General features: G+C 66.7%; 19 protein-coding genes and 2 pseudogenes. 11 read left to right on the top strand and 10 right to left on the bottom strand.

Translation table 11 applies throughout. The features are described from left to right. The first annotated feature begins 169 nt into the window (after nucleotides 1-169). Nucleotides 170-715 carry a dihydrofolate reductase family protein gene (locus tag HGB39_RS15785; RefSeq protein ID WP_005564900.1) on the top strand — a complete coding sequence of 182 codons (546 nt, stop codon included), beginning with the start codon at nucleotides 170-172 and terminating at the stop codon, nucleotides 713-715. 258 nt (nucleotides 716-973) lie between these two features. Beyond that, the gene (locus HGB39_RS15780) at nucleotides 974-1120 is read left to right on the top strand and encodes a hypothetical protein (RefSeq protein WP_005564901.1); all 147 of its coding nucleotides are present in this window, start codon (nucleotides 974-976) and stop codon (nucleotides 1118-1120) included. 492 nt (nucleotides 1121-1612) lie between these two features. On the opposite strand, the gene HGB39_RS15775 is transcribed toward HGB39_RS15780, so the two are convergent. Beyond that, nucleotides 1613-2974: a sensor domain-containing diguanylate cyclase gene (locus HGB39_RS15775; protein ID WP_100229342.1), complete on the bottom strand. Its 1362-nt coding sequence runs from the start codon at nucleotides 2972-2974 to the stop codon at nucleotides 1613-1615. Nucleotides 2975-4170: 1196 nt separating this feature from the next. On the opposite strand from HGB39_RS15775, the gene HGB39_RS15770 reads away from it, so the two are divergent. The 3 genes and pseudogenes from HGB39_RS15770 to HGB39_RS15760 form a co-directional block, all read left to right on the top strand. Then, nucleotides 4171-4509 carry a WhiB family transcriptional regulator gene (locus tag HGB39_RS15770; protein ID WP_081276543.1) on the top strand — a complete coding sequence of 113 codons (339 nt, stop codon included), beginning with the start codon at nucleotides 4171-4173 and terminating at the stop codon, nucleotides 4507-4509. 13 nt (nucleotides 4510-4522) lie between these two features. After that, a complete protein-coding gene (locus HGB39_RS15765) occupies nucleotides 4523-4816 on the top strand; it encodes a DUF4193 domain-containing protein (protein ID WP_005564907.1) in 294 nt (97 codons plus the stop codon). Between the two features lie 224 nt (nucleotides 4817-5040). Next, nucleotides 5041-5463 (top strand): annotated as a pseudogene (locus tag HGB39_RS15760) (helix-turn-helix domain-containing protein); the annotation flags it as partial. Nucleotides 5464-6034: 571 nt separating this feature from the next. On the opposite strand, the pseudogene HGB39_RS15755 reads toward HGB39_RS15760, so the two are convergent. Next, nucleotides 6035-7023 (bottom strand): annotated as a pseudogene (locus HGB39_RS15755) (transposase); the annotation flags it as partial. 374 nt (nucleotides 7024-7397) lie between these two features. On the opposite strand from HGB39_RS15755, the gene HGB39_RS15750 reads away from it, so the two are divergent. Continuing rightward, nucleotides 7398-9461 carry an erythromycin esterase family protein gene (locus HGB39_RS15750; RefSeq protein ID WP_043788860.1) on the top strand — a complete coding sequence of 688 codons (2064 nt, stop codon included), beginning with the start codon at nucleotides 7398-7400 and terminating at the stop codon, nucleotides 9459-9461. Nucleotides 9462-9625: 164 nt separating this feature from the next. Here HGB39_RS15750 and HGB39_RS15745 read toward each other — a convergent pair whose 3' ends face one another. Then, on the bottom strand, nucleotides 9626-11434 hold the full coding sequence (locus HGB39_RS15745; protein WP_005564917.1) for an adenosylcobalamin-dependent ribonucleoside-diphosphate reductase: 1809 nt from the start codon (nucleotides 11432-11434) through the stop codon (nucleotides 9626-9628). 128 nt (nucleotides 11435-11562) lie between these two features. Between HGB39_RS15745 and polX the strand changes: the two genes are divergently transcribed. From polX to HGB39_RS15730, 3 genes are all read left to right on the top strand, one after another. After that, the gene (gene polX, locus HGB39_RS15740; protein WP_043788863.1) at nucleotides 11563-13296 is read left to right on the top strand and encodes a DNA polymerase/3'-5' exonuclease PolX; all 1734 of its coding nucleotides are present in this window, start codon (nucleotides 11563-11565) and stop codon (nucleotides 13294-13296) included. 262 nt (nucleotides 13297-13558) lie between these two features. Then, nucleotides 13559-14737, top strand: a complete 1179-nt coding sequence (locus tag HGB39_RS15735; protein WP_005564921.1) for a site-2 protease family protein — start codon at nucleotides 13559-13561, stop codon at nucleotides 14735-14737. 314 nt (nucleotides 14738-15051) lie between these two features. Further along, nucleotides 15052-17667, top strand: coding sequence for a cation-translocating P-type ATPase (locus tag HGB39_RS15730; protein WP_005261607.1), 2616 nt, complete (start codon nucleotides 15052-15054; stop codon nucleotides 17665-17667). Between the two features lie 92 nt (nucleotides 17668-17759). Here HGB39_RS15730 and HGB39_RS15725 read toward each other — a convergent pair whose 3' ends face one another. The 6 genes from HGB39_RS15725 to HGB39_RS15700 all read right to left on the bottom strand — a co-directional run bounded on the left by HGB39_RS15725 (nucleotide 17760) and on the right by HGB39_RS15700 (nucleotide 21326). Beyond that, the gene (locus HGB39_RS15725) at nucleotides 17760-19259 is read right to left on the bottom strand and encodes a GNAT family N-acetyltransferase (RefSeq protein WP_005261608.1); all 1500 of its coding nucleotides are present in this window, start codon (nucleotides 19257-19259) and stop codon (nucleotides 17760-17762) included. 104 nt (nucleotides 19260-19363) lie between these two features. Further along, nucleotides 19364-19684: a cold-shock protein gene (locus HGB39_RS15720; protein ID WP_100228409.1), complete on the bottom strand. Its 321-nt coding sequence runs from the start codon at nucleotides 19682-19684 to the stop codon at nucleotides 19364-19366. After that, nucleotides 19626-20063 carry an SPW repeat protein gene (locus HGB39_RS15715; RefSeq protein WP_005261611.1) on the bottom strand — a complete coding sequence of 146 codons (438 nt, stop codon included), beginning with the start codon at nucleotides 20061-20063 and terminating at the stop codon, nucleotides 19626-19628. Before HGB39_RS15715 ends, HGB39_RS15720 begins: the two co-directional genes overlap by 59 nt. Before the next feature lie 58 nt (nucleotides 20064-20121). Then, entirely contained in the window at nucleotides 20122-20556 is a 435-nt protein-coding gene (locus HGB39_RS15710; protein WP_005564923.1) for a CBS domain-containing protein, read from the bottom strand. A 62-nt stretch (nucleotides 20557-20618) separates the two neighbouring features. Then, nucleotides 20619-20783, bottom strand: coding sequence for a hypothetical protein (locus HGB39_RS15705; protein ID WP_043788861.1), 165 nt, complete (start codon nucleotides 20781-20783; stop codon nucleotides 20619-20621). 84 nt (nucleotides 20784-20867) lie between these two features. Beyond that, nucleotides 20868-21326: an Hsp20/alpha crystallin family protein gene (locus HGB39_RS15700; RefSeq protein WP_043788862.1), complete on the bottom strand. Its 459-nt coding sequence runs from the start codon at nucleotides 21324-21326 to the stop codon at nucleotides 20868-20870. A gap of 197 nt (nucleotides 21327-21523) precedes the next feature. On the opposite strand from HGB39_RS15700, the gene HGB39_RS15695 reads away from it, so the two are divergent. Then, nucleotides 21524-21796: a hypothetical protein gene (locus HGB39_RS15695; RefSeq protein ID WP_005265613.1), complete on the top strand. Its 273-nt coding sequence runs from the start codon at nucleotides 21524-21526 to the stop codon at nucleotides 21794-21796. 354 nt (nucleotides 21797-22150) lie between these two features. Here the strand turns inward: HGB39_RS15695 and HGB39_RS15690 are convergent, their stop codons facing one another. Next, nucleotides 22151-23029 carry an SPFH domain-containing protein gene (locus HGB39_RS15690; RefSeq protein ID WP_005564926.1) on the bottom strand — a complete coding sequence of 293 codons (879 nt, stop codon included), beginning with the start codon at nucleotides 23027-23029 and terminating at the stop codon, nucleotides 22151-22153. A gap of 442 nt (nucleotides 23030-23471) precedes the next feature. Between HGB39_RS15690 and HGB39_RS15685 the strand changes: the two genes are divergently transcribed. Further along, nucleotides 23472-24818 (top strand): phosphoribosyltransferase family protein, encoded by a 1347-nt coding sequence (locus HGB39_RS15685; RefSeq protein WP_005564928.1) that lies wholly within the window; start codon nucleotides 23472-23474, stop codon nucleotides 24816-24818. Nucleotides 24819-24952: the final 134 nt, after the last annotated feature.

The raw sequence follows: 24952 nt of genomic DNA, 5'->3' as shown, positions 1-24952 counted from the left end.
GACGACCCGATGGATGGCCGATCACAGAATGCCGGTCGACCTGAAGCCCAGACACGCCCCTCGCGCCGCGATGAAGTCGAGGGCCGTCAGTGCTTGGATCGCAACGGCACGGGTGGGGCTGTTTTCTGCTGGCGATGATTTTCCGGCCGAAGCGGGGTCAGTACTTGATATGAGGACACTCGCGATCACCCAGAACATCACCCTCGACGGCTCCATCGAGATGCTCGGCGACTGGTTCGATCCCGCGGACCAGGATCCGCAACTGCGCGAGGCGACCCGCCGGCAGTCCGAGCACGCGGATGCGATGCTGTTGGGTCGGCAGACGTTCGAGGACTTCCGCGGCTACTGGCCCCAACAGACCGACGACCAGACGGGGATCACCGACGAGCTGAACCAGATCCACAAGTACGTCGTCTCCTCGACCATGGCCGACCCCCAATGGCGGAACTCGACCGTGCTCACGGGCGACTGGATCACCCAGGTGCGGGATCTGAAGGGGAAGGAGGGCCGCGATATCGTGGTCACCGGCAGCATCACGCTGACCCACGCCCTGATCGTCTCTGGCCTGGTCGACGAGTACCGGCTGTTCGTGTACCCCGCCGTCCAGGGTCGGGGACGACGTCTGTTCCCCGACGGGTACGAGTTGCCGACGCTGCAGCTGGTGGAGGCCCGCGGCTTCCCGAACGGCGTATCTCTGCTGCGCTACACCATCTGAGGACATCACCCCAGAGCAACCACCGGACGAACGATCCGCACACTCGATCCCGACGGCGGAACGGGACGAAACTAGCCTTCCCTCCATCCATTCGTGTCGAACCTGTCAACGGCTCGCCCCACAATTGTCGTCGAACCCAGAACAGACCCTGCCCGGCAAGCCCGAAATCGACCGTCCATTCGACGCGCGCAACGGGTGGGCAGCTTCCGGTTCTTCCTGACCGGGCAGCGATAAGAATGGACCGACGCCGTCGCCCGGATGCACGGCTACCAACCCGGCAAGGTGACCCTGACCACCGAACTGCTGCTGGCCCACAAGCATCCCGACGATCACCCGCGCGTCGCCCGAGTCCTGGACCGCCTGCACGACGACACCGGTCAGCTGACGCGCAATCACGGGCGGTGATCGAGCAGGCCGAGGGTGCTCCGATGCTGGTCTCCGGTATCCCCGCCGGGCTGGGTGGCCAACCCGCAGAACCCCGACCGAGTCACGACCGCGGTCGGGCACCGGTCCAGCCGGTCGGGCACTCGACCGGAACCGCTCCCTGAGCCGACGGTTTCCTCGAAAAGCCCGCGGCGAGTCGTATCCCGGACTGCCTAATCTCGACCCGACGGGATACGGCCCGCATCTCCAGGTTAAACCGCCCTCGGACGGACATCAATGGTCGGTTCGGGGCGGTCTTCGCCGTTCAGTCCGGGACCTTCGCGCCGCAGAACGACATCGACCATATCCATTCACAGCATCGGCAAGTCCGATCGTCCGCCGGACCGCACCGACCGGGCGGACGGCAAGGTGCGGGTACCTCGTTCCCACGGCGGGCCGCCACGCTGACGACAAGACCCTCCTTCAGCACCCCGATGTCAGCGCAGAATCGACTCAGAGGCAATGGGATTCAGGTCAGGGGGCCACGGCGTACCCGCTCCCGGCGGCCTTGGCCTGATACATCGCCGCGTCCGCGCGCCGGATCAGCGACTCTCGGGTTCCGTCCGGACCGGCGAGTGCGATGCCGACGCTGGCGGTGAACCGAAGACCGCGCCCGCCCGAACCGGGGCCGACCTGCAATTCGGTGACCCGGGTCGCGACCGTGATGGCGTCCTCGGCCGAGGCGATCTCCGGGCACACGATGAGAAATTCGTCGCCCCCGATCCGGGCCACGGTGTCAGCGGGACGCACCACCGACTCCAGCCGTTCGGCCCACTGGATCAGGGCGTCATCGCCCACCGCATGGCCGAGCCGGTCGTTGAGAATCTTGAACCCGTCGAGGTCGACCAGCAACACCGCAACCCTGAACTCGCTGCCGCGCGCCGCCTCCAATGCCGCATCGATCCGCCGATGTGCCAGGGCCCGGTTCGGTAGCCCGGTCAACACATCGTGCACGCTCTGATACCGCAGCGCCTCCTCCGCCTCGATGCGCCGGACCGCCGCCGCCAGCACCGCGGCCACCGAGCGCAGGAACATCACCTCCCGATCGGAATACTCCCGGGGGCGAGCACTCAACGCGGTCAACACACCCCACACCGACCCGGCGCGGCCGATGGGAACGCACACCCCGGACCGCAATCCGCCGGTCTTCATGGCGGCGGTGGAGAATCGGTTCTCTCCGTACCGGTCGGAGCAGACGATGGTCTCGTTGACCGCGGCCGCATATCCCAGTTGGGAATCGGCGGCGAAGGTCTGCGGGGCGGGTGGTTGCCCCCGGTAGGCGAGCACCCGCAATACGCCGCCCGGGTCGCCTGCCCGGGCCACCGCGGCGCAGTTGACACCCATCAACGCAGCCGCCGCGTCCGCCGCGCCCGCGAGTACGTCGTCGAGGTCACCGTCCACGGCGAGCCGACTCAGCTCGGCAAGAGCTTGTTGTTCGCGGGCCCGGTACGCCGCCGCCTCCATCGCCGTGTGCAGGCGTTGTTCGTGCTCCTGCGCCGTCCTCAGGTCCTGGGCGATGCAGGCGATCACCGCCGGGCGATGGTCGTCGGTGTGCTCGACCACGAAGATCGACACGGTCACCGGGATCGGTTCCCCGGTCAGAAAATGCCGGAACTCCGACCTGCCGTCCCACAGGCCCCGCTCGAGCAGGGCCGCTTCCATCTCCGGGGCCTGCACCACCCCGACATCGGTGAAGAACTCCGGCGCCCTGCGCGCCCCGACCGCGGCCTCGTCGGCCAACCCCATCAGGTGCCTCCCAGCGGGGTTGAGATAGCGCAGGCGACCGCTGTCGTAGTCGGAGACGGCGACCAGGTTCTGGGCACGTTCGATCACCATGAGCAAAAGGCGAGCGTCCGTCGCTGCCGATTCCATCCTGGCTGTCCCATCGAGGTGTCGAGGTGTCGAGGTGTAGAGGTGGTGTTTCAGTTCCGTGGCCCACCAGCGGTGTGTCAGCGAGCAGTGCGAGTGCCAGGTCGGCGATCCTGGGCATACATGGCTTCGATTCTCGCCTTGATTTCGGCGGTGCTCATCGTGCTGGGCCGCCGCAGCGTGCGGGGCGTGGACACGGAGATCGTCGGGTTCGTGGGTGTTGCCATGAGAAGTCTGCCTTCGTCGCTGTTTCTTGGGGGGCGCCGCCGTGAGCGGCCGCGTAGGTGTTGTCAGCAACCACGCACACATGTGATCTGATTCACACGCAATAGTGTTACGTTCTCCGCCACCCGCGTCGACCGACCGCACTCGCACGCCGGACCTCCCCTGGGCGACGGGGCCGCCACTCCCCTGTCCAGGAACCCTGTGGGTTGGGGACGTCGGCGCTCACCCTCCCCCCATCGCCCAGGTCGAGACCGGGTCGGTGTGTCCATCAGCGATGGTGGCACCCTCGTCGCGATCCCCCGCTACGGGAAGGCCGCAGGGACGTACCGTCAGGCTCTGCCGTCCCGCGACCCGGGCACCGCCCGCGTCGTGGCCGTCTCGGACAACGTCGGAGAAGCGCCGAACTGCCGACCGAGCCGGTCACCTCGATGCTCGCGACGAGACTGCAGATGTGATGCCAGTTACTTTCGAGCGATTCCCTTCAGCATCGAGCGCCGGGTCGCTACCATCGTTAGCACACCCTTTACCACCTCTCGAGAGGCTGCAAGGGTGGATCCTCCGGGTTCGTCCCGGTCCCACCGATGTCGAGACCAGGCATCAACGCACCGACACGCCCTGTGGACGTGGTGCCGCACCGTTTACAGTCCCGGAACCCGGCCTGTCGCTGCCGCTACCCGACTGCTGACTCTCGGGCATCAGGAGTGAAACCGCGATGTGTCGAGGGGTCATGTCGCACAACACTTTCAGACTGCACGGCAGTACGCGCCCGGTCCGACCCGGTTGCTTCCAAGGAGGTCCATCCCACCCACGCCGCCACATCGGCCTGCCCTGCACACACCCTCGGCAACAAGCCCAGGCCCGCCGGCCACACCCACGCGCCGCGCCGCCCTTGCCGACGGATCGGCTCACTGCTCCACTCCGAAAGCGACCATTCCGCTGTGCCTCATCATTTCCACCACCCCCGCGACCGGGACTGGCAACACCGCGCCTCCTGCCGCGGCACCGACACCGAAATGTTCTTCTCCCCCGACGGTGAACGCGGCAACGTCCGCGCCCAGCGTGAGCACGCCGCCAAACAGGTCTGTCACAACTGCCCCGTGCTCGCCGACTGCCGCGCCCATGCCCTCACCGCCACCGAGGCTTATGGCATCTGGGGTGGGTTGTCCGAGAACGAACGTGCCCGCCTCACCCGACGCACCCGCCTCCCGGCCCGACCCCGCGAGTGTGGCGCGCCGCCGGACCCTTTAACCTGGCGGATCCGAACACCCAGAGCGTGAAGGTAGAACAGTCATGGCCACCGACTACGACGCACCACGAGTCACCGAATCCGACGAGTCAACGGACACGTCCCTCGAACAGCTGACCGCCAGCCGGAAGGACACCCAGTCCCCCGCGGTGGACGTCGAGGACACCGACACCGCAGAGTCCTTCGAACTGCCCGGCGCCGACCTGTCCGGCGAAGAACTAGCCGTCCGCGTCATCCCCAGGCAGACGGACGAATTCACCTGCACCACTTGCTTCCTGGTCCACCACCGCAGCCGCCTCGTCGACAGCGAGCAGCGGATCTGCCGAGACTGCACCTGAGAACCGAGATACTTCGCGTGTCTCGGACACTTTCTGAGTGCTCAAAGCTGGGTGCACGCGCACCTCGCATCCCGAAATTCTGAGCTTGATGGCGCTCGCTGAAAATTCTCAGTTCTGCTTACCGAGAGTGCTCACCCGTGTGGCTCCGCCGATGAGGGCGGGTCTCCTTCGATGCTGGTGGTCTCGGACCACGCACCAGCGCCCGCGAAGGAGACCCGCATCTCATGTTGACAGGGGCGGAAGACGTGGAAGTACACGCACTGCACAAGCAGGGTTGGACGATCTCGGCGATCGCCCGACACACCGGACGCAACCGTCGCACCATCCGCAACTACATCGACGGCGTCACCACGCCCGGCGTCCGCAAACCCCCACGTGAGGACCCGTTCGGGCCGTTCGTCGAGTACGTCACCTGCCGGCTGGCCGAGGATCCGCACCTGTGGGCTCGCACCCTGTGCGACGAGCTCGAAGAGCTCGGGTACCGGTTGTCGTATCCCACGCTGACCCGTCAGATCCGCGACCGCAAACTCCGCCCGGTATGCGAGGCCTGCGCGACGGCCACCGATCGGGCGAACGCGATCATCGACCATCCGCCGGGCTTGCAGGCGATTTTGCACCGCAATCTGATGCCGCGCCCACCGGTCAGCGATCTGTTCGGCGCCGCCGGGCGCCGGTGGCTGTTCCGTCAGGAGCTGCCCGAGGACGAGCATCACGCAATCGGAGCGCTGTTGCGGCAGCTGGACTTTCTCGGCAGCGAACTCGCCACCGCAGACCGCGAGTTGGCGATCGAGGCGCTCGCCGATCCGGTGGTGCGCCACTTGATGACCATCCCCGGAGTCGATGCGGTGGTCGGTTTGTCGAGCGCAAGCTTGCCCTCACCGCCGGCGCTCCGCGCGCACGCCCGCCGGGGTCCCGGCTACGACTACAACGACAAACAGTTGCGCCGGCACGAGCGAGAAGTGATCGAGGTTGCCGAACGCGCCTACGAAACACTTATCGCAGGATGGCAGCCGCGGCGGCCGAATCACAACGCGACCGCAGCCTTCCGGGGTCGATCCAACGGATCATAGGGTGGCTGACTCCGAGGTCAAGGCACACCGCTGCGCGGTGGCCTGCGGCCAGCCCTGACCACGGACCTGGGGCCGCCCACACAGCTGCTCTGAACCGACCGCGGAAAGGAGGTAATGAACGGTCCTGCTGAACGAGTGGAGACTTGACGATTACATCCGTCGAACAGATGACCCGGCGGATCTCGGGGTCGCAGTCGAGGAACAGCCGCGTTCTCGCTCCACGCGTTGTCCCACAGTCGGACGATCGCCGGATACCTCGGTCCCCACTTGCTGGCGAACTCGGTGAACTGTTCCTTGGCCGCTGGTTCGTTGACTGCGGTGGGGGCACCTCCCTGCACGCAGTGCTCGGGGGAGAGATCGGCCGCAGGTCGCGTGACTTCTCGTCCCAGTACTGACGGGACGCGTACCGGAAGGCGTTGCGCAGCAGATGAATAAGGCAGGTCTGCACCACCGTCAGTGGCCACTCGGTCGTGATCGCTTCGGGCAGCCCCTTGAGCCCGTCCCAGACGGCGATGCACACGTCGGCGACGCCGCGGCCCAAGGATTTCCGTCAGGACGGCGATCCAGAACTTGGCACCGGATACGCCGGGCCCAGGGGGCGGACGGACCATTCGGTCATCTCCGTGAGGACCTCGTCGGTGGGGGCACCTCCCTGCACGCAGTGCTCGGGGGGAACCTTGCTGATCGTCTCCTTCGCGACCGATGCGCCGTAGACGTCGTCGAAGTGTGCTGCGATTCGCCTGTGGTCAGGCCTCTCGCAGGGGGGGACGAAATGATTTCGTCGACGCCGGTCAGGCCTCGCTGCCGCTTCTTGACGATCTGGGGATCGAAGGAGGCGTCGGTGTCTCGCGGGACCTCGATCTCGACCGGGCCGATCTCCGTGAGCACCGTTTTCGCTCGTCGCCCGTTGCGGGAGTTCCCTGCATTTCTCCCCTTGACATGGTGTTTCTCGTATCCGAGGTGTTCATCCATCTCGGCGTCGAGCGCGGGTTCCAGAACGTTCGCTGTGAGCTGGTTGAGCAGTCCGTTCGGGCCAACCAGCTCCCCACCTTCGGCTTTTGCCTGCGCGAGCAGTTGCTGAGCCAATTGCTGATGGTCAATCTTCAGCTGATCCATGGGATCGAGTGTTTCGGTCATCGCCTTCCCTTCTCGCCAAGCTAGCTCGGCGTGTCGGCCAGATCCAGTTCAACCGATTTCCTGACAGTCCCCCGTCTGGTCGACTCCCACCGCGACTACGCGAGGGCTCCGCGCGCCAGGGGCGAAAACGACCGGCGAAGCCGCCATGATTCGAGGAGTGCAGCACTTGTGGCTGGTGAACAAGTCTTCCGGAGTTGGGATGATCGGCGGGCCCCACGACGCCAGTGACTGGTGTAGTTCGCCGGGGCCCGGCTCGGTGATCCCGTGCTACCGCTGGTGCCCTTCGGCCCTGTCGCCGCCGAAGCCGTGAAAGCCACGATCGAAGAGTCACCCATGTTCAAGACTCAGACGAAGTATTGAGGAGTGAGGACCCGATGAGCAGTTCCACGGAAACTCCTGAAGGCAGGCCCGAACACGTGTTCCAGGACCGCCGCGAAGCAGGGCGGGTACTGGGTGAGCTGCTCGAGGCGTACCGGTCGAACCCTCGCGTCGTCGTGCTCGGCCTCGCCCGCGGAGGGGTCCCCGTCGCCTGGGAGGTCGCGGCCGCGCTCGATGCGCCGCTCGACACCTTCGTCGTCCGCAAGCTCGGGGTGCCCGGCCACGACGAGTTCGCCATGGGTGCGCTCGCGAGCGGTGGGGCGATCGCGAGCGGTGGGGCGGTCGTTCTCAACGACGATCTGCTGCGCGATCTCGCCATCACCCCGCAGCAGCTGCGCGAGGTCGTGGACCGGGAGGGTCGTGAGCTGGTGCGGCGAGAAGCGGCATATCGCGGCAATCGGCCGCCGCTCGATGTCACGGGCAAGATCGTGATACTCGTCGACGACGGTCTGGCCACCGGGGCCAGCATGTTTGCCGCAATCGAATCGCTGCGGCAGCAAGAGCCGGCTCAGATCGTCGTCGCGGTGCCCGCCGCGCCGGAATCGACGTGCCGCACATTGGGAGCGATGGTCGACGACGTCGTATGCGCAACCATGCCTTTCCCCTTCCGGGCGGTCGGTGTCTCGTTCTGGAACTTCAGTCAGGTGACGGACGAGGAAGTCCGCAGACTCCTGGCCACCTCGACTCGCCGACAAGGAACCCGAGATGCCCGGATACTCGAATTCACCTCCGCAGCAGGCATCGTTCGGCTCGCATGCAGGGATGCACCGAATGGTATCCCCTCTCGCGTCGACCTGCTCGACCTCGTCGGTGATGCACGTGTAGTCCTGATCGGGGAGAGTTCCCACGGTACTCGGGAGTTCTACGCCGCCCGTGCCGAGATGACCCGAATCCTGATCGAAGACAAGGGATTCACCGCCGTCGCCGCAGAAGCCGACTGGCCCGATGCCTACCGGGTCAACCGGTACGTGCGCGGGCAGGGCCCGGACACATCGGCGGAGGAATCACTACGCGGATTCGAACGGTTCCCCGCCTGGATGTGGCGCAACACCGAGGTCCGCGATTTCGTGGCCTGGCTACGCGAACACAACGACGGCTGCGCGCCGGGTCGGGACCGTCAGGCGGGGTTTTACGGACTCGACCTCTACAGCCTGCACCGGTCCATGCATGAGGTCGTCGACTACCTCGATCGTGTCGATCCGGAGGCGGCACGCCGCGCTCGGGCGCGGTATTCCTGCTTCGACCACGTCTCCGGGGAGGACGGTCAGGCCTACGGTTACGCCGCGGCATTCGGTGCCGGCGAATCCTGCGAGACCGAGGTGGTCGAGCAGTTGATGGACCTTCAACGCCACGCGGTCGACTATCTACGTGGCGACGGCGCGACAGCGGAGGACGACCAGTTCTACGCCGAACGCAACGCCTGGAGCGTGCGCGATGCCGAGGAGTACTACCGCACCATGTTCCGGGGCCGGGTCGCGTCGTGGAACCTCCGTGACCGTCACATGGCCGACACCCTCGACGCGCTGATCGCGCACCTCGACCGAGGATCGAAGAGCCCCGCCCGCGTCGTGGTGTGGGCCCACAACTCGCACGTCGGCGATGCCCGTGCCACCGAGGTCGGCACCCAGGGCGAGCTCACGGTCGGACAGCTGGTCCGCGAACGCTACCGCGACGCCTGCCGACTGATCGGCTTCAGCACCTACTCGGGGACTGTCACCGCCGCCGGCGAGTGGGGTGGGCCGGCCGCACGCAAGGTGGTCCGCGCCGCCTTGCCCAGCAGCGTCGAGGAACTGTTCCATGAGGTCGGCAAGTCGTCATTCCTCATCCGGACTCAGGACGGGTCGGTCGCCGACACCCTGCGGGCCGCACGCCTGGAACGGGCGATCGGCGTGATCTACCTGCCCGAGACCGAGAGACAGAGTCACTACTTCCACACCAGGCTGTCCGACCAGTTCGATGCGGTGATCCACATCGACACCACCCACGCTCTCGAACCCCTCGAGTACACGAGTCTGTGGGTCGAGGGCGAGCGGCCCGAGACCTACCCCTTCGCCCTCTGACCCCGCCTCGGAGGTGCGCGAGTGGCAGATTCGCCGCTCGGCCTCAATCCGGTGGGATCGTCCGTCTCATAGTGTCCGGTTTCTGGAGGCACTGTGTTTCTGGAGGCACTGTGTTTCTGGAGGCACTGTGTTTCTGGAGGCACTGTGTTTCTGGAGGGCACTGTTCAGAACTCGCAGGCACAGCCGGCGCAACCTCCGGTGGAGCCGATGTCCGTCCGCGAGAGCCCTGGTTCGTGCGTGGCGAATGACAGGGCCTGGTCCTCTTTGCTGCCGTAGCGGTAGACGGTGATGCCTTTCAGCGAATATCGCCATGCGGTCAAGTAGAGGTCGCGGATGTCAGTGGCCGTGGCAGACTCGGGCAGGTTCACCGTTTTCGACACGGCGGCGTCCACGTGGCGCTGAACCGCCGCCTGCACCCGCAAGTGCCATTCAGGTGCGATCTCGAGCGCCGTGGGGAAGGCGGCCCGCAGGTCCTCGGGAACGTGGCGATTGCCGCGCACGCCTCCCCTGTGTGCGATGTCGGCAATCAGTTCATCGCTGTAGCAGCCGCGTTCACGGGCGAGGCGCTCGAAACCCCGGTTGATCTCCAGAACGCGACGACCGAGAACTCTGCGCTCGTAGGCGAGGGCGAACAACGGCTCGATTCCGGAGGACGTTCCGGCGATCAGTGAAAGGGTGCCGGTCGGAGCGACCGAGGTGACCTGCGCGTTGCGTAGGTGGCGGGTACTGGCAAACCTGCTGTCGGCGGCCCGCGGATACCGTCCGCGCGTGACGGCAAGGGCGGCCGACTCAGCATGCGCGATGTGCTGGATGTGTTGCGCGATCCGCCCCGCGAGGCGTACACCCGGTTCGCTGTCGTAGGGAATGCCGAGGTCGGCGAGCAGATCCGCGAGGCCCATCACGCCGAGCCCGATCTTGCGGGTTGCCTGCGCTGCGTCGGCGAGTTCGGGGAACGGATAGCGGCTGACGTCGATGACATCGTCGAGGAACCGCACCGCCAACCGCACGACTTCAGCCAACCGGTCCCAGTCGACCTCACCGTCCCGGGTAAGCAGGGCGAGATTCACCGAACCGAGGTTGCACGATTCATACGGCAGCAATGGGACCTCCCCGCACGGGTTGGTCGCTTCGATGCGCTCTCGCAGCGGATTGGCACGGTTGACCGTGTCGAGGAACAGCAAGCCGGGATCGCCGCTGCGGTGGGCCGCTGTGCAGATCGTGTCGAAGAGGTCGGCGGCCGGCACCTCCGCGACAGTTCGCTCCGTGCGCGGATTGACCAACCGGTGCGTCCGGTTGTGCGTGACTGCTCGCAGGAAGGCGTCGGTGACGGCGACCGAGAGATTGAAGTGACGCAGATCGCCGGTGGTCGCCTCCTTGGCGGCGGCGAAGTCGAAGACATCGGGATGGGAGACGTCCAGTACCGCGATGGATGCGCCCCGTCTACGGCCACCCTGCTGAATGACGTCCGCCGCGGTGTCGAACAGGCGGAGGAACGACAACGGGCCGCTGGCTGTGCCGCCGGTGCTCGCGACAAGGTCGCCCGCGGGACGTAAATGGCCGAAGGTGTAGCCCGTACCGGCGCCAGCCTGATGCAAGAGGGCGGTCTGTCCGAGCGTTCGGAAAATCGAGGGCAGCGAATCCTCGAGGGGGAGCACGAAACAACCCGAGAGAACGCCGAGCCTGGTGCCGGCGTTCATCAGTGTGGGTGAATTCGGCAGGAATTCGAGGCTACGCAGCAGAGAGGAGAACTGCGGCGCCCACTGCGTGGAGGACCCGGGTTGGAAACCATCTTCGACGCCCGCAACGAAGGTCGCGACTCGATCGAACATCTCTTCGGGTGACTCCACGATCCTGCCGTGCTCGTCGCGGCGAAGGTACCGCTCGCTCAGCACTGCTGCTGCGGCCGGGCTGAACTGCCGCTGTCCGAGATCGGTCACCCGGTCGCGGCGGCCCCCGGGACGGGGCTCGCTCATTGCCTCAGTCTCGCGCGGACGCGTGTGCGATACAGGGGCCGTACGGCGTCCGGATCGAGGCCATAAGTCACTTGAAGCCAGCATCCACCTGGCCGATGGTGGGCATGGAGGGCAAGGGAGGTGCGCAGATGCCGCGATCCAACGACGCAGTCGCGGGAATGCTGCAGGAGTACTCCGAGCTACTCGCGATCTCCGGCAGAGCACCGTTCAAGGTTCGGGCCTACGAGAAGGCCGCGCGCACAGTCGCTGGGCATCCGGCCGAGATCGCGGCGATGGATGCGAAGGCGCTCGAGAAGATTCCGAACGTGGGCAGTCACATCGCCCGCAAGGTCCGCGAATTTCTCGACACCGGCTCGGTCACGGAATTGGTGGACCTGCGATCCCGGGTGCCGGAAGGGCTGCGCACACTGCTCACAGTTCCTGGGCTGGGTCCGAAGCGGGCGCATCAAGTCTACGAAGAACTTGGCATCACCTCTATCGAGGGGCTGCTGCAGGCCCTGCACGGCCACGTTTTGCGTGAGCTTCGCGGCTGGGGTGCCAAGAGTGAGGAGAACCTCGCCGAATCTCTGCGCGCCGCACATTCGGCGGGCGGCCGGGTACAGCTGGCCTTCGCGCTGGGACTCGCAACGCAGCTGCTGGACAGCATTTCGCGGATACCACAGGTGCGCCGCGCCGCGTACGCCGGATCGCTGCGGCGGATGCGAGACACCGTCGGGGATATCGATCTACTGGTAGCCGCGCAGGACTCGGAGCCGATCATGACAGCTGTCGTCGGACTGCCGCTGGTCGCCCGGGTGCTCGTTCACGGCCCGACCAGAACATCGGTGATCACCACGACCGGGATGCAGGTCGACGTCCGCGTCGTCGATCCCTCGGTATGGGGTGCCGCACTGATGTACTTCACCGGTTCCAAGGCGCACAACATCCAGGTCCGTGAGCTGGCCGGACGGCGTGGGATGAAGCTGTCCGAGTACGGGTTGTTCGACATCGAAACCGGAAGGCTCGTCGCGGCCGAGACCGAAGAAGTGGTCTATGCCGAGCTGGGGATGCCGTGGATTCCGCCGACTCTACGGGAAGGCGCCGGCGAGGTGGAGGCCGCCTGCAACGAAAGACTGCCGGAAGTGTTGGAGCTGAACGACATTCGTGGCGACCTGCACACCCACACCGATCTGACCGATGGGGTGGCCACGCTCGAGGATATGGTGGCGGCGGCAAAGGCCCGCGGGTACGAATACTACGCAATCACCGACCACGCACCGCTGCTCTACATGCAGCGCATGACCACCGCGAAGGCCTTGGCGCAGCGGCAACGGATCCGGGAACTGGAACGCCGCACGGGGATCCAGCTGCTGCACGGCACCGAACTGAACATTCAGCCCGACGGGTCCCTCGACTGGGACGACGAGTTTCTGTCCACATTCGACATCGTCGTGGCCTCGGTGCATTCCCAGTTCCGCCAGTCGCGCGACGAGATGACCGCCCGAGTACTGCGCGCCATCGAACATCCGTGCGTCAATGTGATCGGCCATCCCACCGCCCGCCTCATCGGGACCCGGGCACCCATCGATATCGACCTGGATGCGATATTCTGCGCGGCAGCCCGCACCGGCACGGCGTTGGAGATCAATGCGTCTCCCGACCGCCTCGATCTCAGCGGTGATCTGGTTCGGCGAGCGCGCCACTTCCGCGTGCGATTCGCGGTCTCCACCGACGCCCATGCGGTCCCGCACCTGGACAACATGCGGTTCGGCGTGGCGACAGCACAACGAGGCTGGGCCTCCCCCACCGAAATCATCAATGCCTACCCACTCGATGAGCTGAACCCGTTTCTTGCGAAACAACGTCACGGCGCACCACCGTGAGATGTGCGGCCCAGATTCCGCGACGTCTTCTGTCGGGAATCAGCTAGACGGGCCGATATCCCTTCTACACACACGACACGCTGAAGTAACGTTCGGGCGACCTACTGCTGACCGAACTCGGTGCGGAGACCGAATCGACCGCGCGCCGGTTGCAGTCCCGGCGAACGTGACCAATGGCCCTGCCGTGCGGATCCGGTCCGGGGTGGAATGGAACGGTTCGGGTCGCGTCCGGCGACCACGGCTTCCAGCAGGAGGTCCCCCGATGTTGCGCGGAGCGATTCCCGTCGGCCGGATAGCCGGCATCCGGATCTCGGTGCACTGGTCGCTCATCGCGACACTGGCGCTGCTGGCTTCGCTGCTGTCGCTGTCGGTATTGCCCATGCAGCTCGCCGGGCGGCCCACGTCGCATTACTGGATCATCGGCACGGTGACCGCGGCACTGTTCATCCTGACTCTCGTCGCACACGAATTCGCTCACTCCGTGGTCGCACGCCGCCACGGCGTCTCCGTCGACCGGGTGACCCTGTGGTTGCTCGGCGGGATGTCCGAGTTGCGCGACGAACCACCCGATCCGCAGGCAGATCTCCACATAGCCCTCGCCGGACCGATCACCAGCCTGCTCATCGGTGTGACGTCCCTCGTCGTGGCCTTCTCGGTCGAACAGTTCACCGGTCCGCTCGTGACCGCTGGCCTCATCTGGCTCGGGACGGCGAACCTGATCCTCGCGATATTCAATCTGCTGCCCGGCGCACCCTTGGACGGCGGCCGGGTGCTCCGTGCCGTCCTGTGGCGTCGCAGCGGCGACCGACTGGCTGCCACCACGTCCGCGGCCCGGAGCGGACGGACCCTCGGACTGGCGCTGATCCTGCTCGGCGGAGCACAGGCAATACTGCTCGGAAGCGTGGGCGGGCTGTGGTTGATGCTGCTCGGGTGGTTTCTCCGCACGGCGGCGAATGTGGAACTGATGACCGCATCGGCACGGCACCGACTCGGGGACCTTCACGTAGCCGACGCGATGACACCCACTCCCCTCGCCGCGGCCGCGGGCGACACCGTCGAAGGATTCCTCGCCACCGCGGCATCGTCGTCCCACCACCGGCTCTTCCCGGTCGTCGACCCGAACATACACCCCATCGGAGTGATCACCCTGAGTGACCTGGCCCGGACAGCCCCGGCGGCGCGAAGCCGGACAACCATCGGATCACTCGCCCGGCCCCTGCCCGACGCCGACATCGTGACGAGTGATGCCCTGCTGGCGGACGTGGCCACGGCGGTACTGCTCCGACCGGGTCTGGATCTGATCGCAGTCGTCGACGGTGGGCAGCGCCTGACGGGTATCGTCACGGCCACCGACCTCGTGCGGGTGTGCGACCGGACCGCGCTCGGACTTCCCCTCCGCCACCACCCGACGACCCCCGGCAACGGCGGCGGACTCGACTGAACGTGGCGGGCAGCAGATCATCACCTCGCCCCGGAACAGACCAACGGACGGTTCACCACCGACACATGACGGCACTACGCTCCGCCGGTCCGCGTCCCCGCCCTCACTCCTCGAGCAGCCCGCCAAGGTGAGGACCTTCTCCCCTACGGCGCCATCACAGCAGCGGCGACGATGGTGGGGACTCGATGATCCGCGTAATCCGGGACCTCCTGCCGTGGGGGCGATCGGCAAGCAGTTTGCCTGGGCAGGCGCTTGACCCTTCGCACCACGGAGCAGTTTCGGGAGAACACGACCAACCGAGCCGAGGAGGCGGCGTGGACGGCGACCGCACAGCACAGACGGCCACCCGCAGTGGCCTGAGTAGTTCCGAAGCGGCCGCGCGCCTGCGCCGGGACGGCCCGAATCAGCTCCCCGCACCGAGCCGAGTGCCCTGGTGGCGAAGGCTGTTCGCGCAGTTGACACATTTCTTCGCGCTGTTGTTGTGGTTCGCGGCCGTTCTCGCCCTCGTAGCGGGAATGCCCGAACTCGGCATCGCCATCGTCGTGGTGATCGTCGTCAACGGACTGTTCGCCTTCGCTCAGCAGGAGCGGGCCGAAAAAGCCGCCGACAAGCTCGGGGAGCTGCTCCCGACCTCGATCGTCGTGCGCCGCGACGGTGAACTGAGCCCCGTGCACACCCGCGATCTCGTGGTCGGTGACGTGGTCGCGCTCGGTGGCGGGGACCGGGTCCCGGCGGATCTCACCCTGGTCGTGTCGGAGCGGTGCTCGTTCGACGAGTCGACACTCACGGGTGAGAGCGAGCCGGTGTTCCGGGCGACGGGCACCCCAGTCCTCGCGGGCACGTTCGTGGTCGAGGGCGAGGCCGAGGGCGTCGTGACGGCGACCGGGGCCCGTACCCGTCTCGCCGGGATCGCCGCGCTGACCACCTCCGTCCGTCGTCCGCCCGGCCAGCTCGACAAGGAGATCCAGCGAATCGTACGCACGCTCGCGTTCGTCTCCGTCGGTGTCGGTGCCGTCTTCTTCGCGGTGTCGTTGCTCGTGGGCATCTCCTGGACGAATGCCTTCCTCTTCGCCGTGGGCATCACGGTCGCGCTGGTGCCGGAGGGCCTGCTCCCGACCGTGACGCTGTCCCTCGCGATGGGGGCCCAGCGCATGGCACGCAGTGACGCACTCGTCCGGAACCTCGAGGCCGTCGAGACACTCGGCGCCACCACCTTCATCTGCACCGACAAGACAGGGACTCTCACCCAGAACCAGATGAACGTCGTCGAAGTGTGGACTGCGGACGGGTCCGTGTCGGTCCACGGCGAGGGATACGAACCGACAGGTTCGGTGGCGGGCGCGCCGTCGGCCATCGCTCGGGCCGCGGAAGCCGGGAGGGCCGGAGTCGCGGCCTCGAAAGGACGGGTCGTCCACAAGGACGGCGAGTGGCAACCGGTCGGTGATCCGATGGAGGCGGCGATCGCGGCCTTCGCGGCGCGTCTCTTATCGCCGGATTCACCGGTGCCGGCAGAGGAGGTGGTCAGACGTTTCGGTTTCGACCCGCGACGACGGCGTGAATCGGTGATCGTGCGCGGGCAGCTGTTCCTCAAAGGAGCGCCCGACGCTGTGCTTCCCCGCTGCGCCGCCGGAAGGGCGTTGCTCGTCCAGGCCCACTCCGCGGTCGAGGACATGGCCTCCCGAGGCCTACGGGTGCTTGCGGTGGCCCGCCGTGAACTCGACGACCCCGGCCCCGACGCCTCGCCCGACCTCATCGAGCGCGATCTGGAGTTGCTGGGGTTGCTCGGTTTGGAAGATCCGCCGCGCACGACCGTGCCCCGGGCACTTGCGGCGGCGCGCAGCGCCGGCATCCGAGTCGCGATGCTGACCGGCGATCATCCGTCGACGGCGCACGCCATCGCCCGCGAGATCGGCCTGCTCGGCCCCGACGACATGGTTGTCCAGGGCGCGGACCTGCCCGCGGACGATCAGATCCTCGGCGCCCTCCTCGATCGCGACGGGATAGTCGTCAGCCGGGTGTCCCCGGAACAGAAACTTCGCGTCGCCAAGGCTCTGCAGGCCCGTGGACACATCGTGGCGATGACCGGGGACGGAGTCAACGACGGTCCGGCATTACGTCAGGCCGACATCGGGGTGGCGATGGGCCGGGGCGGAACCGACGTCGCCCGCGAAGCCGCGGATCTCGTGCTACTCGACGATGATTTCGCCACCATCATGACCGCAGTCGAACAGGGACGTGCCACATACGCCAACATCCGCCGGTTCCTCACCTACCATCTGACCGACAACGTGGCGGAGTTGACGCCATTCGCCTTGTGGGGGTTGTCCGGTGGCCTGTTCCCGCTGGCATTGAGCGTGCTGCAGATCCTGTGCATCGACATCGGAACCGACCTTCTACCCGCCCTTGCATTAGGCGGCGAGGCGCCCAGTAAGGGGGTCCTCGAACGGCCACCGGAACGCCGGCATCTGGTGGACACGTCGTTGTTCACCAGGGTCTTCGGTGTTCTCGGTCCCACCGAGGCGTTGGTGGAGATGACGGCGTTTCTCGTTGCCCTCATGGTGGCAGGGTGGCGGCCGGGCGGCGAGTTCCCCACCGGCCCTGCATTACTGGCCGCGTCGGGGGCCGCGTTCACAGCAGTGGTGCTGGGTCAGATCGGGACCGCGTTCGCGTGCCGGAGCACCAGCCGACCGCCGTGGGCGATGGGGTGGACGACCAATCGACTGCTGCTGTGGGCGGTCCTCGCCGAGCTCGGCGCACTGGCGTTCTTCCTGCTCGTCACTCCCGTCGCGGACCTTCTGGGGCACACGGTGCCGCCCACAGAAGGGTTCGTCGTCGCGGTCCTGGCCATTCCGGCAGTGCTCCTCGCCGACTACACCCACAAGCGAGTGCGGCAGCGTCGTAAGGCCGTCGGTGCTCGGCCGGTGGCCTAGCCGGTCACGCCGGTGAGAGAGCCGCGGCTACCCGACGGCCTCTTCGCCCTTGGAATTGACCTCCGTCGCCCACTGCGATTCGGGTTCCGCGTTCAGAGGCTTCGTTTCCGGATGACTCGACCTGCGTTTCCGTCCTGCGGCATTTCGGGGATCTGCGGGTGCAACTCCCGGTGTGAGATCAGTTCGAGGTCGAAGTGCACCGTTGCTCCGTCGTGGTGCAGTGCGTCGGTCCAGCCCTGTTCGGTGATGATCGCGAGCATGAGGGTGTTCTCCGCGAGGATTTCCGCGGTCAGGTGTGCCACACCGTGGAGGTAGGCGGCTGTTCCCAATTGCCGCACCAGCTGTGTGCCGATGCCGTGCCGTTGTTCGTGGCCGGTGACGGCGAGTGCGATCTCGGCGCCGATGTGTCCGGGGGTGGTGTCGGTGACGACGTAGTTGGCGACGCCGACAAGGTGATCGTCTTCGAAGGCGCCGAGGGACAGGTGCGCGTAGTCCTGCCGGCAGATCTGGGAAGCGAACTCGCCGAGGTGTTTCGGGCGCGGCGCGAAGAAACGCAGATAGGCATCCTCGTCGGACAGCTGCTCGTGCAGGTGCACGACCGCGTCACAATCGTCTGGGCCGAGCGCGCGGGTGGTGACACCGGGGATCGCGGTGTCGGTCGCGGACGCGGGCACCGCCCTGGCTTGCGCGGTCGGCCGGCGCGCCCGGCCGGGTTCATCCGGTGGCGGCCGGGGTGGGCAGACCATCGTCGGGCACCGGCTGTGGTGGAACAGGTACGGGCTCACCGAGTCACCTGTCCCAGCCGCTGCGGTGGGTCGTCGCCCGTGGGTTCCGATGACCACCAGTTGTGCACCCGCTGCGCGTTCGCTCAACGCCTCCCGGGGCGGGCCGGGCACGACGGATGCGGTGACGGCGACGCCCGGGAACGCCGCCCGTGCCGCGGACAGGATGCCCTCGAGGGTGTCCAGACCTGTGGCCTGCTCGGGTGCCGGCGCGGTGGGCTGGGAGTGTACGGCGATCAGTGGGGCGCCGAACACGTCCGCGTATTCGAACGCCATCAGGGCGGCTTCGGCGCTGTCGGTGTCGGTGTCGACTCCGAGGACCACGGGCCGCTGGTCGGGAAGCTGTCCCGGTTGCCCCCGCCAGATGGTGATCGGGCACGGGGTGTGTTCGGTGACGTTGGCGGCCCGCGAGGTTGCTGCCAGGACGTCGGTGTTTCCGGCGTCGGGGTGCCCGAGTACCACCATCCGCGCACCCTGTCCTGCGGTGGCCAGTGCTCGCGTGGTGGACGGGTCGATCGGTGTGCTGGTGACTTCCTCGATCAGCGCACCGCTGACGTCGAGATCGGGGAATCGGCGGTGCACGACCGCGATCGCATCGTCGACGACCCCGACAGCGCTCGTATACGGTGGGCCCGCATCCGGGTGGTGGGCGATGTCCGCCCACCTGTGGTCGGTGGCCTGAACGATGTGGACGATCCGCAGCGGGCAGTGCAGGCGTTCGGCCAGGGCGGCGGACCACAGCGCGGCGTCGCGCCCGATGGGTGGTTGGTCCACGGTGACCACGATCGGGGCCTGTTCGTGTGCAAGCATGAGTCTTCCTCACGATTCGGCCGGCTGCGACGTCCCCCGTCATCGTCTCCGCCGCCACGCATGTGCGCGATGGGCGGTGCCGTGCTCGACTTCAACCTCGTTGATCAAGCAGTGTGGCGGGACTGCACCCCGAGGGCGTGCACGTTGCGGGCTTGCGGTTGGTTCGTCGTGATTCCGTCGATCTCGTAGGCCACCACCTCACCGTCGTGGAGGGTGCCGAAGCCGTTTCCGGCGATCGCCGAGAAGTGCACGAAGACGGCCGCGCCGCCGTCATCGGGGGTGATGAGACCGAACCCCTGCTCAGGGTTGAACCAGTGGACGACTCCGTGTTCGCGCGTCGGGGGAACGACCGCGCAGGGCCGCTGGTCATGATGATCGCCGCAAAAGGTCGGTTCCCACCGCGATGGCGGCCAGGCCCAGTACACACACCACCGCCCCGACGACAACGTTGGACCAGATCATCGCGGTGCCGGTGGTCACACCGGTGACGAGCCAGGGGGATACGACCAACCAGATCCCGAGCACCGGCGCGACAAAGGTCATGCCGTGGGTGCGGCCGTAGGCCGACCCGAACGCGGCCGCCAACAGCGCGACCGCGAGACCGGCGATCAGGTTCGACATGGTGATCGAACTCTGGTCGGCGAAGCCGATGATCCAGGCGGACGCCGCGCCGTACAGTCCGGACAGCAACATCAGCCCGTCGGCGACCTGGGCGGTGGGCTGTTCGGCCGCCTGGTCGTAGCGTTGGCGCAACGCGACGATGTCCGGATGGGTGTGGATCGGGATGTGTGTCGAGGACGACATTGTTCTCAACTCCTACTGGGCGGCGGGGAGGGCCCGCACGGGCCTCCCCGCCACGGGTTCATTGACTCGGGAGGGCTTTCGGGGCGCAGATGGCTTCGACGAATGCGCCGACGGCGTGTTCGGGCAGGTGCCGGGCGATGTCGGCTTCACTGATCATGCCGACGAGCCGGTGCTCGTCGAGGACGGGCAGGCGGCGGATCTGGTGTTCTTCCATCACGGTGACGACCTGTTCGACGCTCGCGCTGGAATCGACGTGGTAGGTGCTGCCCTGTGCGAGATCACCCGCGGTCATCGTGTTGGGATCTGTGCCGGCGGCAACGCATTTGAGGACGATGTCCCGGTCGGTGATGATGCCGTGGAGGCGGTCGTCGTCACCGCAGATCGGCAGCGCCCCGACGTCCAACTCCCGCATGCGTTGCGCGGCGGTGGTGAGGGTGTCGTGTTCGCCGATGCAGGTTGCACCGGTGTGCATGATGTCACGTGCTGTGGTCATGAGTGGTGATCTCCAAAAGTCGTTGTCAAAGAATGGAATTCATCCGAGGAAGCCTGATTCTGTCAGCGGTGTCGGGGCCCGGTGACCGCGCTCGACAGCAGGTAGCAGCCCAGCACGACGGTGGCCAGCGAGGCGACCGCGAACGCGAACGCGATGGTGCTCCAGGCCGCGAGCGCGGCAAGCACGAGCCACAGGGCCGCGACGATCGGGATGATCGTCTTGGGCATGCTGTCCTCGATATGCGGGGTCACCCACCGGGACCGGGGCGATGGTGGTGGTGATCAGCCTGGTCCCGAGTTGCCGACCGCGCGTCAGTTGCGGCCGTTACCGGCGGCGGCCGTCTTCGTGATTTCGATGTGCTTTTCCGGGGTCGGGGATTCGGTGACCGGCATCGTCACGGTGAGGATGCCGTCGGTGTAGGACGCGTCGATGTCGTCTTCCTTCGCCCCGGCCGGCAACGGCATCGACCGGTAGAAGCTGCCGTAGTGGAATTCCGACCGGGTGCCTTCCTTGTGTTGTTCGGTGCGTTCGGCCTTGATCGTCAACTGCCCGTCCCGGACGCTGATGTCGACGTCCTTGGCGGGGTCGATCCCGGGCAGTTCGGCGCGCAACGTGTACCGGCCTTCGTCGAGGTGTTCCTCGACGCGGATCATGTGACCCTCGAGGGACGTCCACGGGGGCATCGACTCGAATCGGGCCATCAGATCCGACCAATCCGGCAATGCCGGCCACGACGACTGGCTGGGACGGCGGGGGGACAAAATACTCATGGCTGACTCCAGAAACTGGGAGGTGGTTGTTTGACCTTTCCGAGTCCACTCCCCCTCGGGATCTGGCAGTAGGGCCAACGGTCCTTACCTCGAGAACTTCCCCGGGACGGCGACCATCCTGGCCCGGGGCATGCTCGACGGCGGGCCGGGGTTGTCGAGGTCTACCGATCCGCAGCGCGAGCGCGCAGGATCAACTCATGGGCTTGTTCGAAGTGTGCGCCAACATCGACCCCACACACACCGTCCTCATCGTCCGTGACTCCTCCGGGGAGGTGGTGCACCGCATCGAGAAGCCGCCGCGATGGGGTCTGCTGCCGGAAGGATCCATCGATTTCGCCGCATTGGAGTCGGCATTGCTCACGTTGGGATACCACCGGGCCCCGGACGCGGATTGGGTCACCGGCCATTGGTCAGCCCACACCCTCGCCGAACCCGCGCCGGGCAGCCGTTCTCCCGATAGCCCCCGCTGATCCGAGGTGCGCGAGGAGCCACGGGTGACCGTCGACACCGGTCGCCGGAAGTTGGCGAGCGATCGCGACGGTACACGCAGCGAGGACTGGGAACACCGCCTGCTTCCAGACTGCGATGGCCCACAAGTGAACTCCTCCACTCACCATGCACAGGACACCCTCAAACCGAACAGGACGGATACCCCGTTCATTCGCTCGTGCCGAGCAGGCGCCAAGACCCGAACCGCGGTCCACACAGGCGTTATCGCCGAAGGGATTGGCCGCCTTGCGGCAGGAATGCCGGGTACTCCCCCTCTACGGCGAGGTGTCTGTCGGCATTCGCAGCGACCACACGCGATGTTCGCAATGTCTCTTCTAGTTGACGGTGGGTGCGGCTGTGGCCGGGTAGGGCGAAGTCGTCGACGGGTTGCCGTCCCTCGTGTCGATGTTCGACTGCCCCATGACCGGTTGGGTGAGGGGTGCGGCGGCGGCCGTTTCGCGGGACAGGAACGCCGCTACTTCGCCGATCGCACTCATCAGCGGGGCAGGGAACACCACCGTGGTGTTCTTCTCGACCCCGAGCTCGAGAAGGGTCTGCAGATTGCGCAACTGCAGGGCGAGGGGGTGGGCCATCATCGTGTCCGATGCTTCGCCGAGCGCCGCTGCCGCCCGCGCTTCCCCTTCGGCGGCAATGATCTTCGCTCTCTTCTCCCGTTCGGCCTCGGCCTCGCGGGCCATCGCCCGTTTCATGGTGTCGGGCAACTGAATGTCCTTGAGCTCGACAAGAGTGACTTCGACGCCCCACTCGAGGGTGGTGGTATCGAGGATCTGCCGGATGCTCCCGTTGATGACCGCGGTGTCGGACAGTGCCTCGTCGAGAGAATGCTGCCCGACGACGTTCCGCAGCGTGGTCTGGGCGATCTGGTTGATGGCGCTGTCGACGTTCTCGATCACGACCACCGATTTCCTCGCGTCGACGACCCGGAAGTACGCGACCGCAGCGATGTCGACACTGACATTGTCCCGGGTAATGATGCCCTGGGACTGAATCGGCATGGTCACGATCCGCATCGAGACCTTCGTGAGGTTGTCGACGACCGGGATGATCAGCCTCAAGCCGGGATCGTGGACGGCAATGATCTTCCCGAGCCGGAAGTGCACCCCTTTCTCATACTGCTTCACCACACGTATCGAAGCCGACAGCAGTAAGGCCACAACGACGACGATGGCGACAATGACGATGGTGGCTGTCACGACGACTCCAACCTCTCCTGGAACGATGCTGTCTTCCAGTGAACCCGTCAGTGGCCGGGGACATCAGGGTCCATCGTCACCAACAGCGGACGATCTTCGGCACGGCACTGCCTGGCCGCCATCACCCGCGGTGCGCAGAGGGCACCTCGCGCTCCGAACTTGATTCGATATCCGGCCACGCCTGGCGGTCCGGGCGTCCGGCACATTCAGCCCGTCGTGCGACCGGACCCTGCGATGCTGACTTCACGCTCCCGGAATCGGGACTTTGGGTTGCGTTCCGGACTTCACGGCCGGACGTGGATGCCCGTCGAGTCCTGCCTACCGGTGAGGTGATGCGTTCTCGTGAAGGACCAAGGTCCCACCGGTTGGTAACGGCTGGCCCTGTCGAGGGAGAGGGATCGGGCGCAGGGTGGTGAACAACCTGGGTAGGAGGTGGCTCCCGATGCCGTTTCTCGATCGCCGCGACGCAGGACGTCGGTTGGCCGGACGACTACAGGCCTTTCGCGACGAGAACACCGTGGTTCTCGGTTTGCCGCGAGGTGGTGTTCCCGTTGCCTACGAAGTGGCCCGCGCGCTGGAAGCCCCGCTCGACGTGATCGTCGTACGCAAGCTCGGCGTTCCCTACCAGCCGGAGTTCGCCTTCGGCGCGATCGGCGAGGACGGGGTGCGCGTGCTCAACGACGACGTTGTTCGCATGGCGCACGTCACCGCCGAGGAGCTCACGATGGTGGAGCGAACCCAGCGGGCCGAGCTGCAACGCAGAAGCGCACGATTTAGGCGCGCGCGCCCACGGGTTCCGCTGACCGGGCGGACCGCGGTCATCATCGACGACGGGATGGCGACCGGCGCCACCGCCCGCGCGGGATGCCAGGTGGCCCGGGCACACGGCGCGGCGCGGGTGGTGCTGGCCGTTCCGGTGGGATCTCGCGAGGCGATCCACGACCTGGCCGGAGAAGCCGACGAGGTGATCTCGCTGGAGGCTCCGACGTGGTTCGACGCCGTCGGGCAGTGGTACGTCCATTTCGGGCAAACCTCCGACGACGAGGTCTGCGACCTGTTACGCCGCGCCGCCGAACGCATCCCGGAACCGGTTCCGCCACCGGCAGCCGACCCCCTGCTGCGAGACGAGGAGGTAACGGTTCGGGCCGGGCAAGTGTCGCTGACCGGGCACCTCACCGTCCCCGAGAATCCGGTCGGCATCGTCGTGTTCGCACACGGCAGCGGTAGTAGCCGACACAGCCCGCGCAACCGCTACGTCGCCTCGGTGCTCAACCGGGCCGGGCTGGGTACCCTGCTGTTCGACCTGCTCACCGCGGAAGAGGAAACCCACCGGGCCAGGGTCTTCGACATCGAGCTGCTCGCGCAGCGGCTGGTCGCGGTGACCCGGTGGTTGGGCACCCAAGCGGAAGTGAACGATCTCCGGATCGGCTACTTCGGGGCGAGCACCGGCGCCGGCGCGGCACTCCGGGCCGCGACCGACCCACAGGTCGACGTCGCCGCCGTCGTCTCCCGCGGCGGCAGGCCCGACCTCGCCGGCGACGAGCTGGCCGCCGTGCGCGCACCGACACTGCTCATCGTGGGCGGAAGTGACGACGTCGTGCTGGAACTCAACCGGCGGGCGCAGGCGGCCCTGACATGCGAGAGCGCGCTTGCGGTGGTGCCCGGCGCCACCCACCTGTTCGAGGAGCCGGGCACCCTCGAACAGGTCGCCGTCCTCGCCCGCGACTGGTTCGCCGAGCACCTGGCGCCGACCCGATCGGACGAGCAAACCGGGTCCGGGACCCGATGACTCTTCACATTGACTCCGGTACGGCCAACCGCCCGCTCGCGGACGTCGCGCTCGAGGGCTGGACATGCGCCACGTTCCGGCCACCGACATCGTGGCGCAACGGGACACTGCGTCGCCGCGGCAAATGTGTTCAC

The organism is Rhodococcus opacus (assembly GCF_012396235.1).
Lineage (GTDB): Bacteria > Actinomycetota > Actinomycetes > Mycobacteriales > Mycobacteriaceae > Rhodococcus_F > Rhodococcus_F opacus.
This window is presented reverse-complemented; position numbering and strand designations above follow the sequence as displayed.

What these genes read in the sequence shown, in the direction of transcription:
- HGB39_RS15765 (WP_005564907.1), top strand. Translation starts at nt 4,523, where the DNA reads ATGGCCACCGACTACGACGCACCACGAGTCACCGAATCCGACGAGTCA.
- polX (WP_043788863.1), top strand. Translation starts at nt 11,563, where the DNA reads ATGCCGCGATCCAACGACGCAGTCGCGGGAATGCTGCAGGAGTACTCC.
- HGB39_RS15700 (WP_043788862.1), bottom strand. Translation starts at nt 21,326, where the DNA reads ATGAGTATTTTGTCCCCCCGCCGTCCCAGCCAGTCGTCGTGGCCGGCA.
- HGB39_RS15685 (WP_005564928.1), top strand. Translation starts at nt 23,472, where the DNA reads ATGCCGTTTCTCGATCGCCGCGACGCAGGACGTCGGTTGGCCGGACGA.
- HGB39_RS15725 (WP_005261608.1), bottom strand. Translation starts at nt 19,259, where the DNA reads ATGCTTGCACACGAACAGGCCCCGATCGTGGTCACCGTGGACCAACCA.
- HGB39_RS15745 (WP_005564917.1), bottom strand. Translation starts at nt 11,434, where the DNA reads ATGAGCGAGCCCCGTCCCGGGGGCCGCCGCGACCGGGTGACCGATCTC.
- HGB39_RS15705 (WP_043788861.1), bottom strand. Translation starts at nt 20,783, where the DNA reads ATGCCCAAGACGATCATCCCGATCGTCGCGGCCCTGTGGCTCGTGCTT.
- HGB39_RS15695 (WP_005265613.1), top strand. Translation starts at nt 21,524, where the DNA reads ATGGGCTTGTTCGAAGTGTGCGCCAACATCGACCCCACACACACCGTC.
- HGB39_RS15750 (WP_043788860.1), top strand. Translation starts at nt 7,398, where the DNA reads ATGAGCAGTTCCACGGAAACTCCTGAAGGCAGGCCCGAACACGTGTTC.
- HGB39_RS15785 (WP_005564900.1), top strand. Translation starts at nt 170, where the DNA reads ATGAGGACACTCGCGATCACCCAGAACATCACCCTCGACGGCTCCATC.
- HGB39_RS15715 (WP_005261611.1), bottom strand. Translation starts at nt 20,063, where the DNA reads ATGTCGTCCTCGACACACATCCCGATCCACACCCATCCGGACATCGTC.
- HGB39_RS15775 (WP_100229342.1), bottom strand. Translation starts at nt 2,974, where the DNA reads ATGGTGATCGAACGTGCCCAGAACCTGGTCGCCGTCTCCGACTACGAC.
- HGB39_RS15710 (WP_005564923.1), bottom strand. Translation starts at nt 20,556, where the DNA reads ATGACCACAGCACGTGACATCATGCACACCGGTGCAACCTGCATCGGC.
- HGB39_RS15735 (WP_005564921.1), top strand. Translation starts at nt 13,559, where the DNA reads ATGTTGCGCGGAGCGATTCCCGTCGGCCGGATAGCCGGCATCCGGATC.
- HGB39_RS15780 (WP_005564901.1), top strand. Translation starts at nt 974, where the DNA reads ATGCACGGCTACCAACCCGGCAAGGTGACCCTGACCACCGAACTGCTG.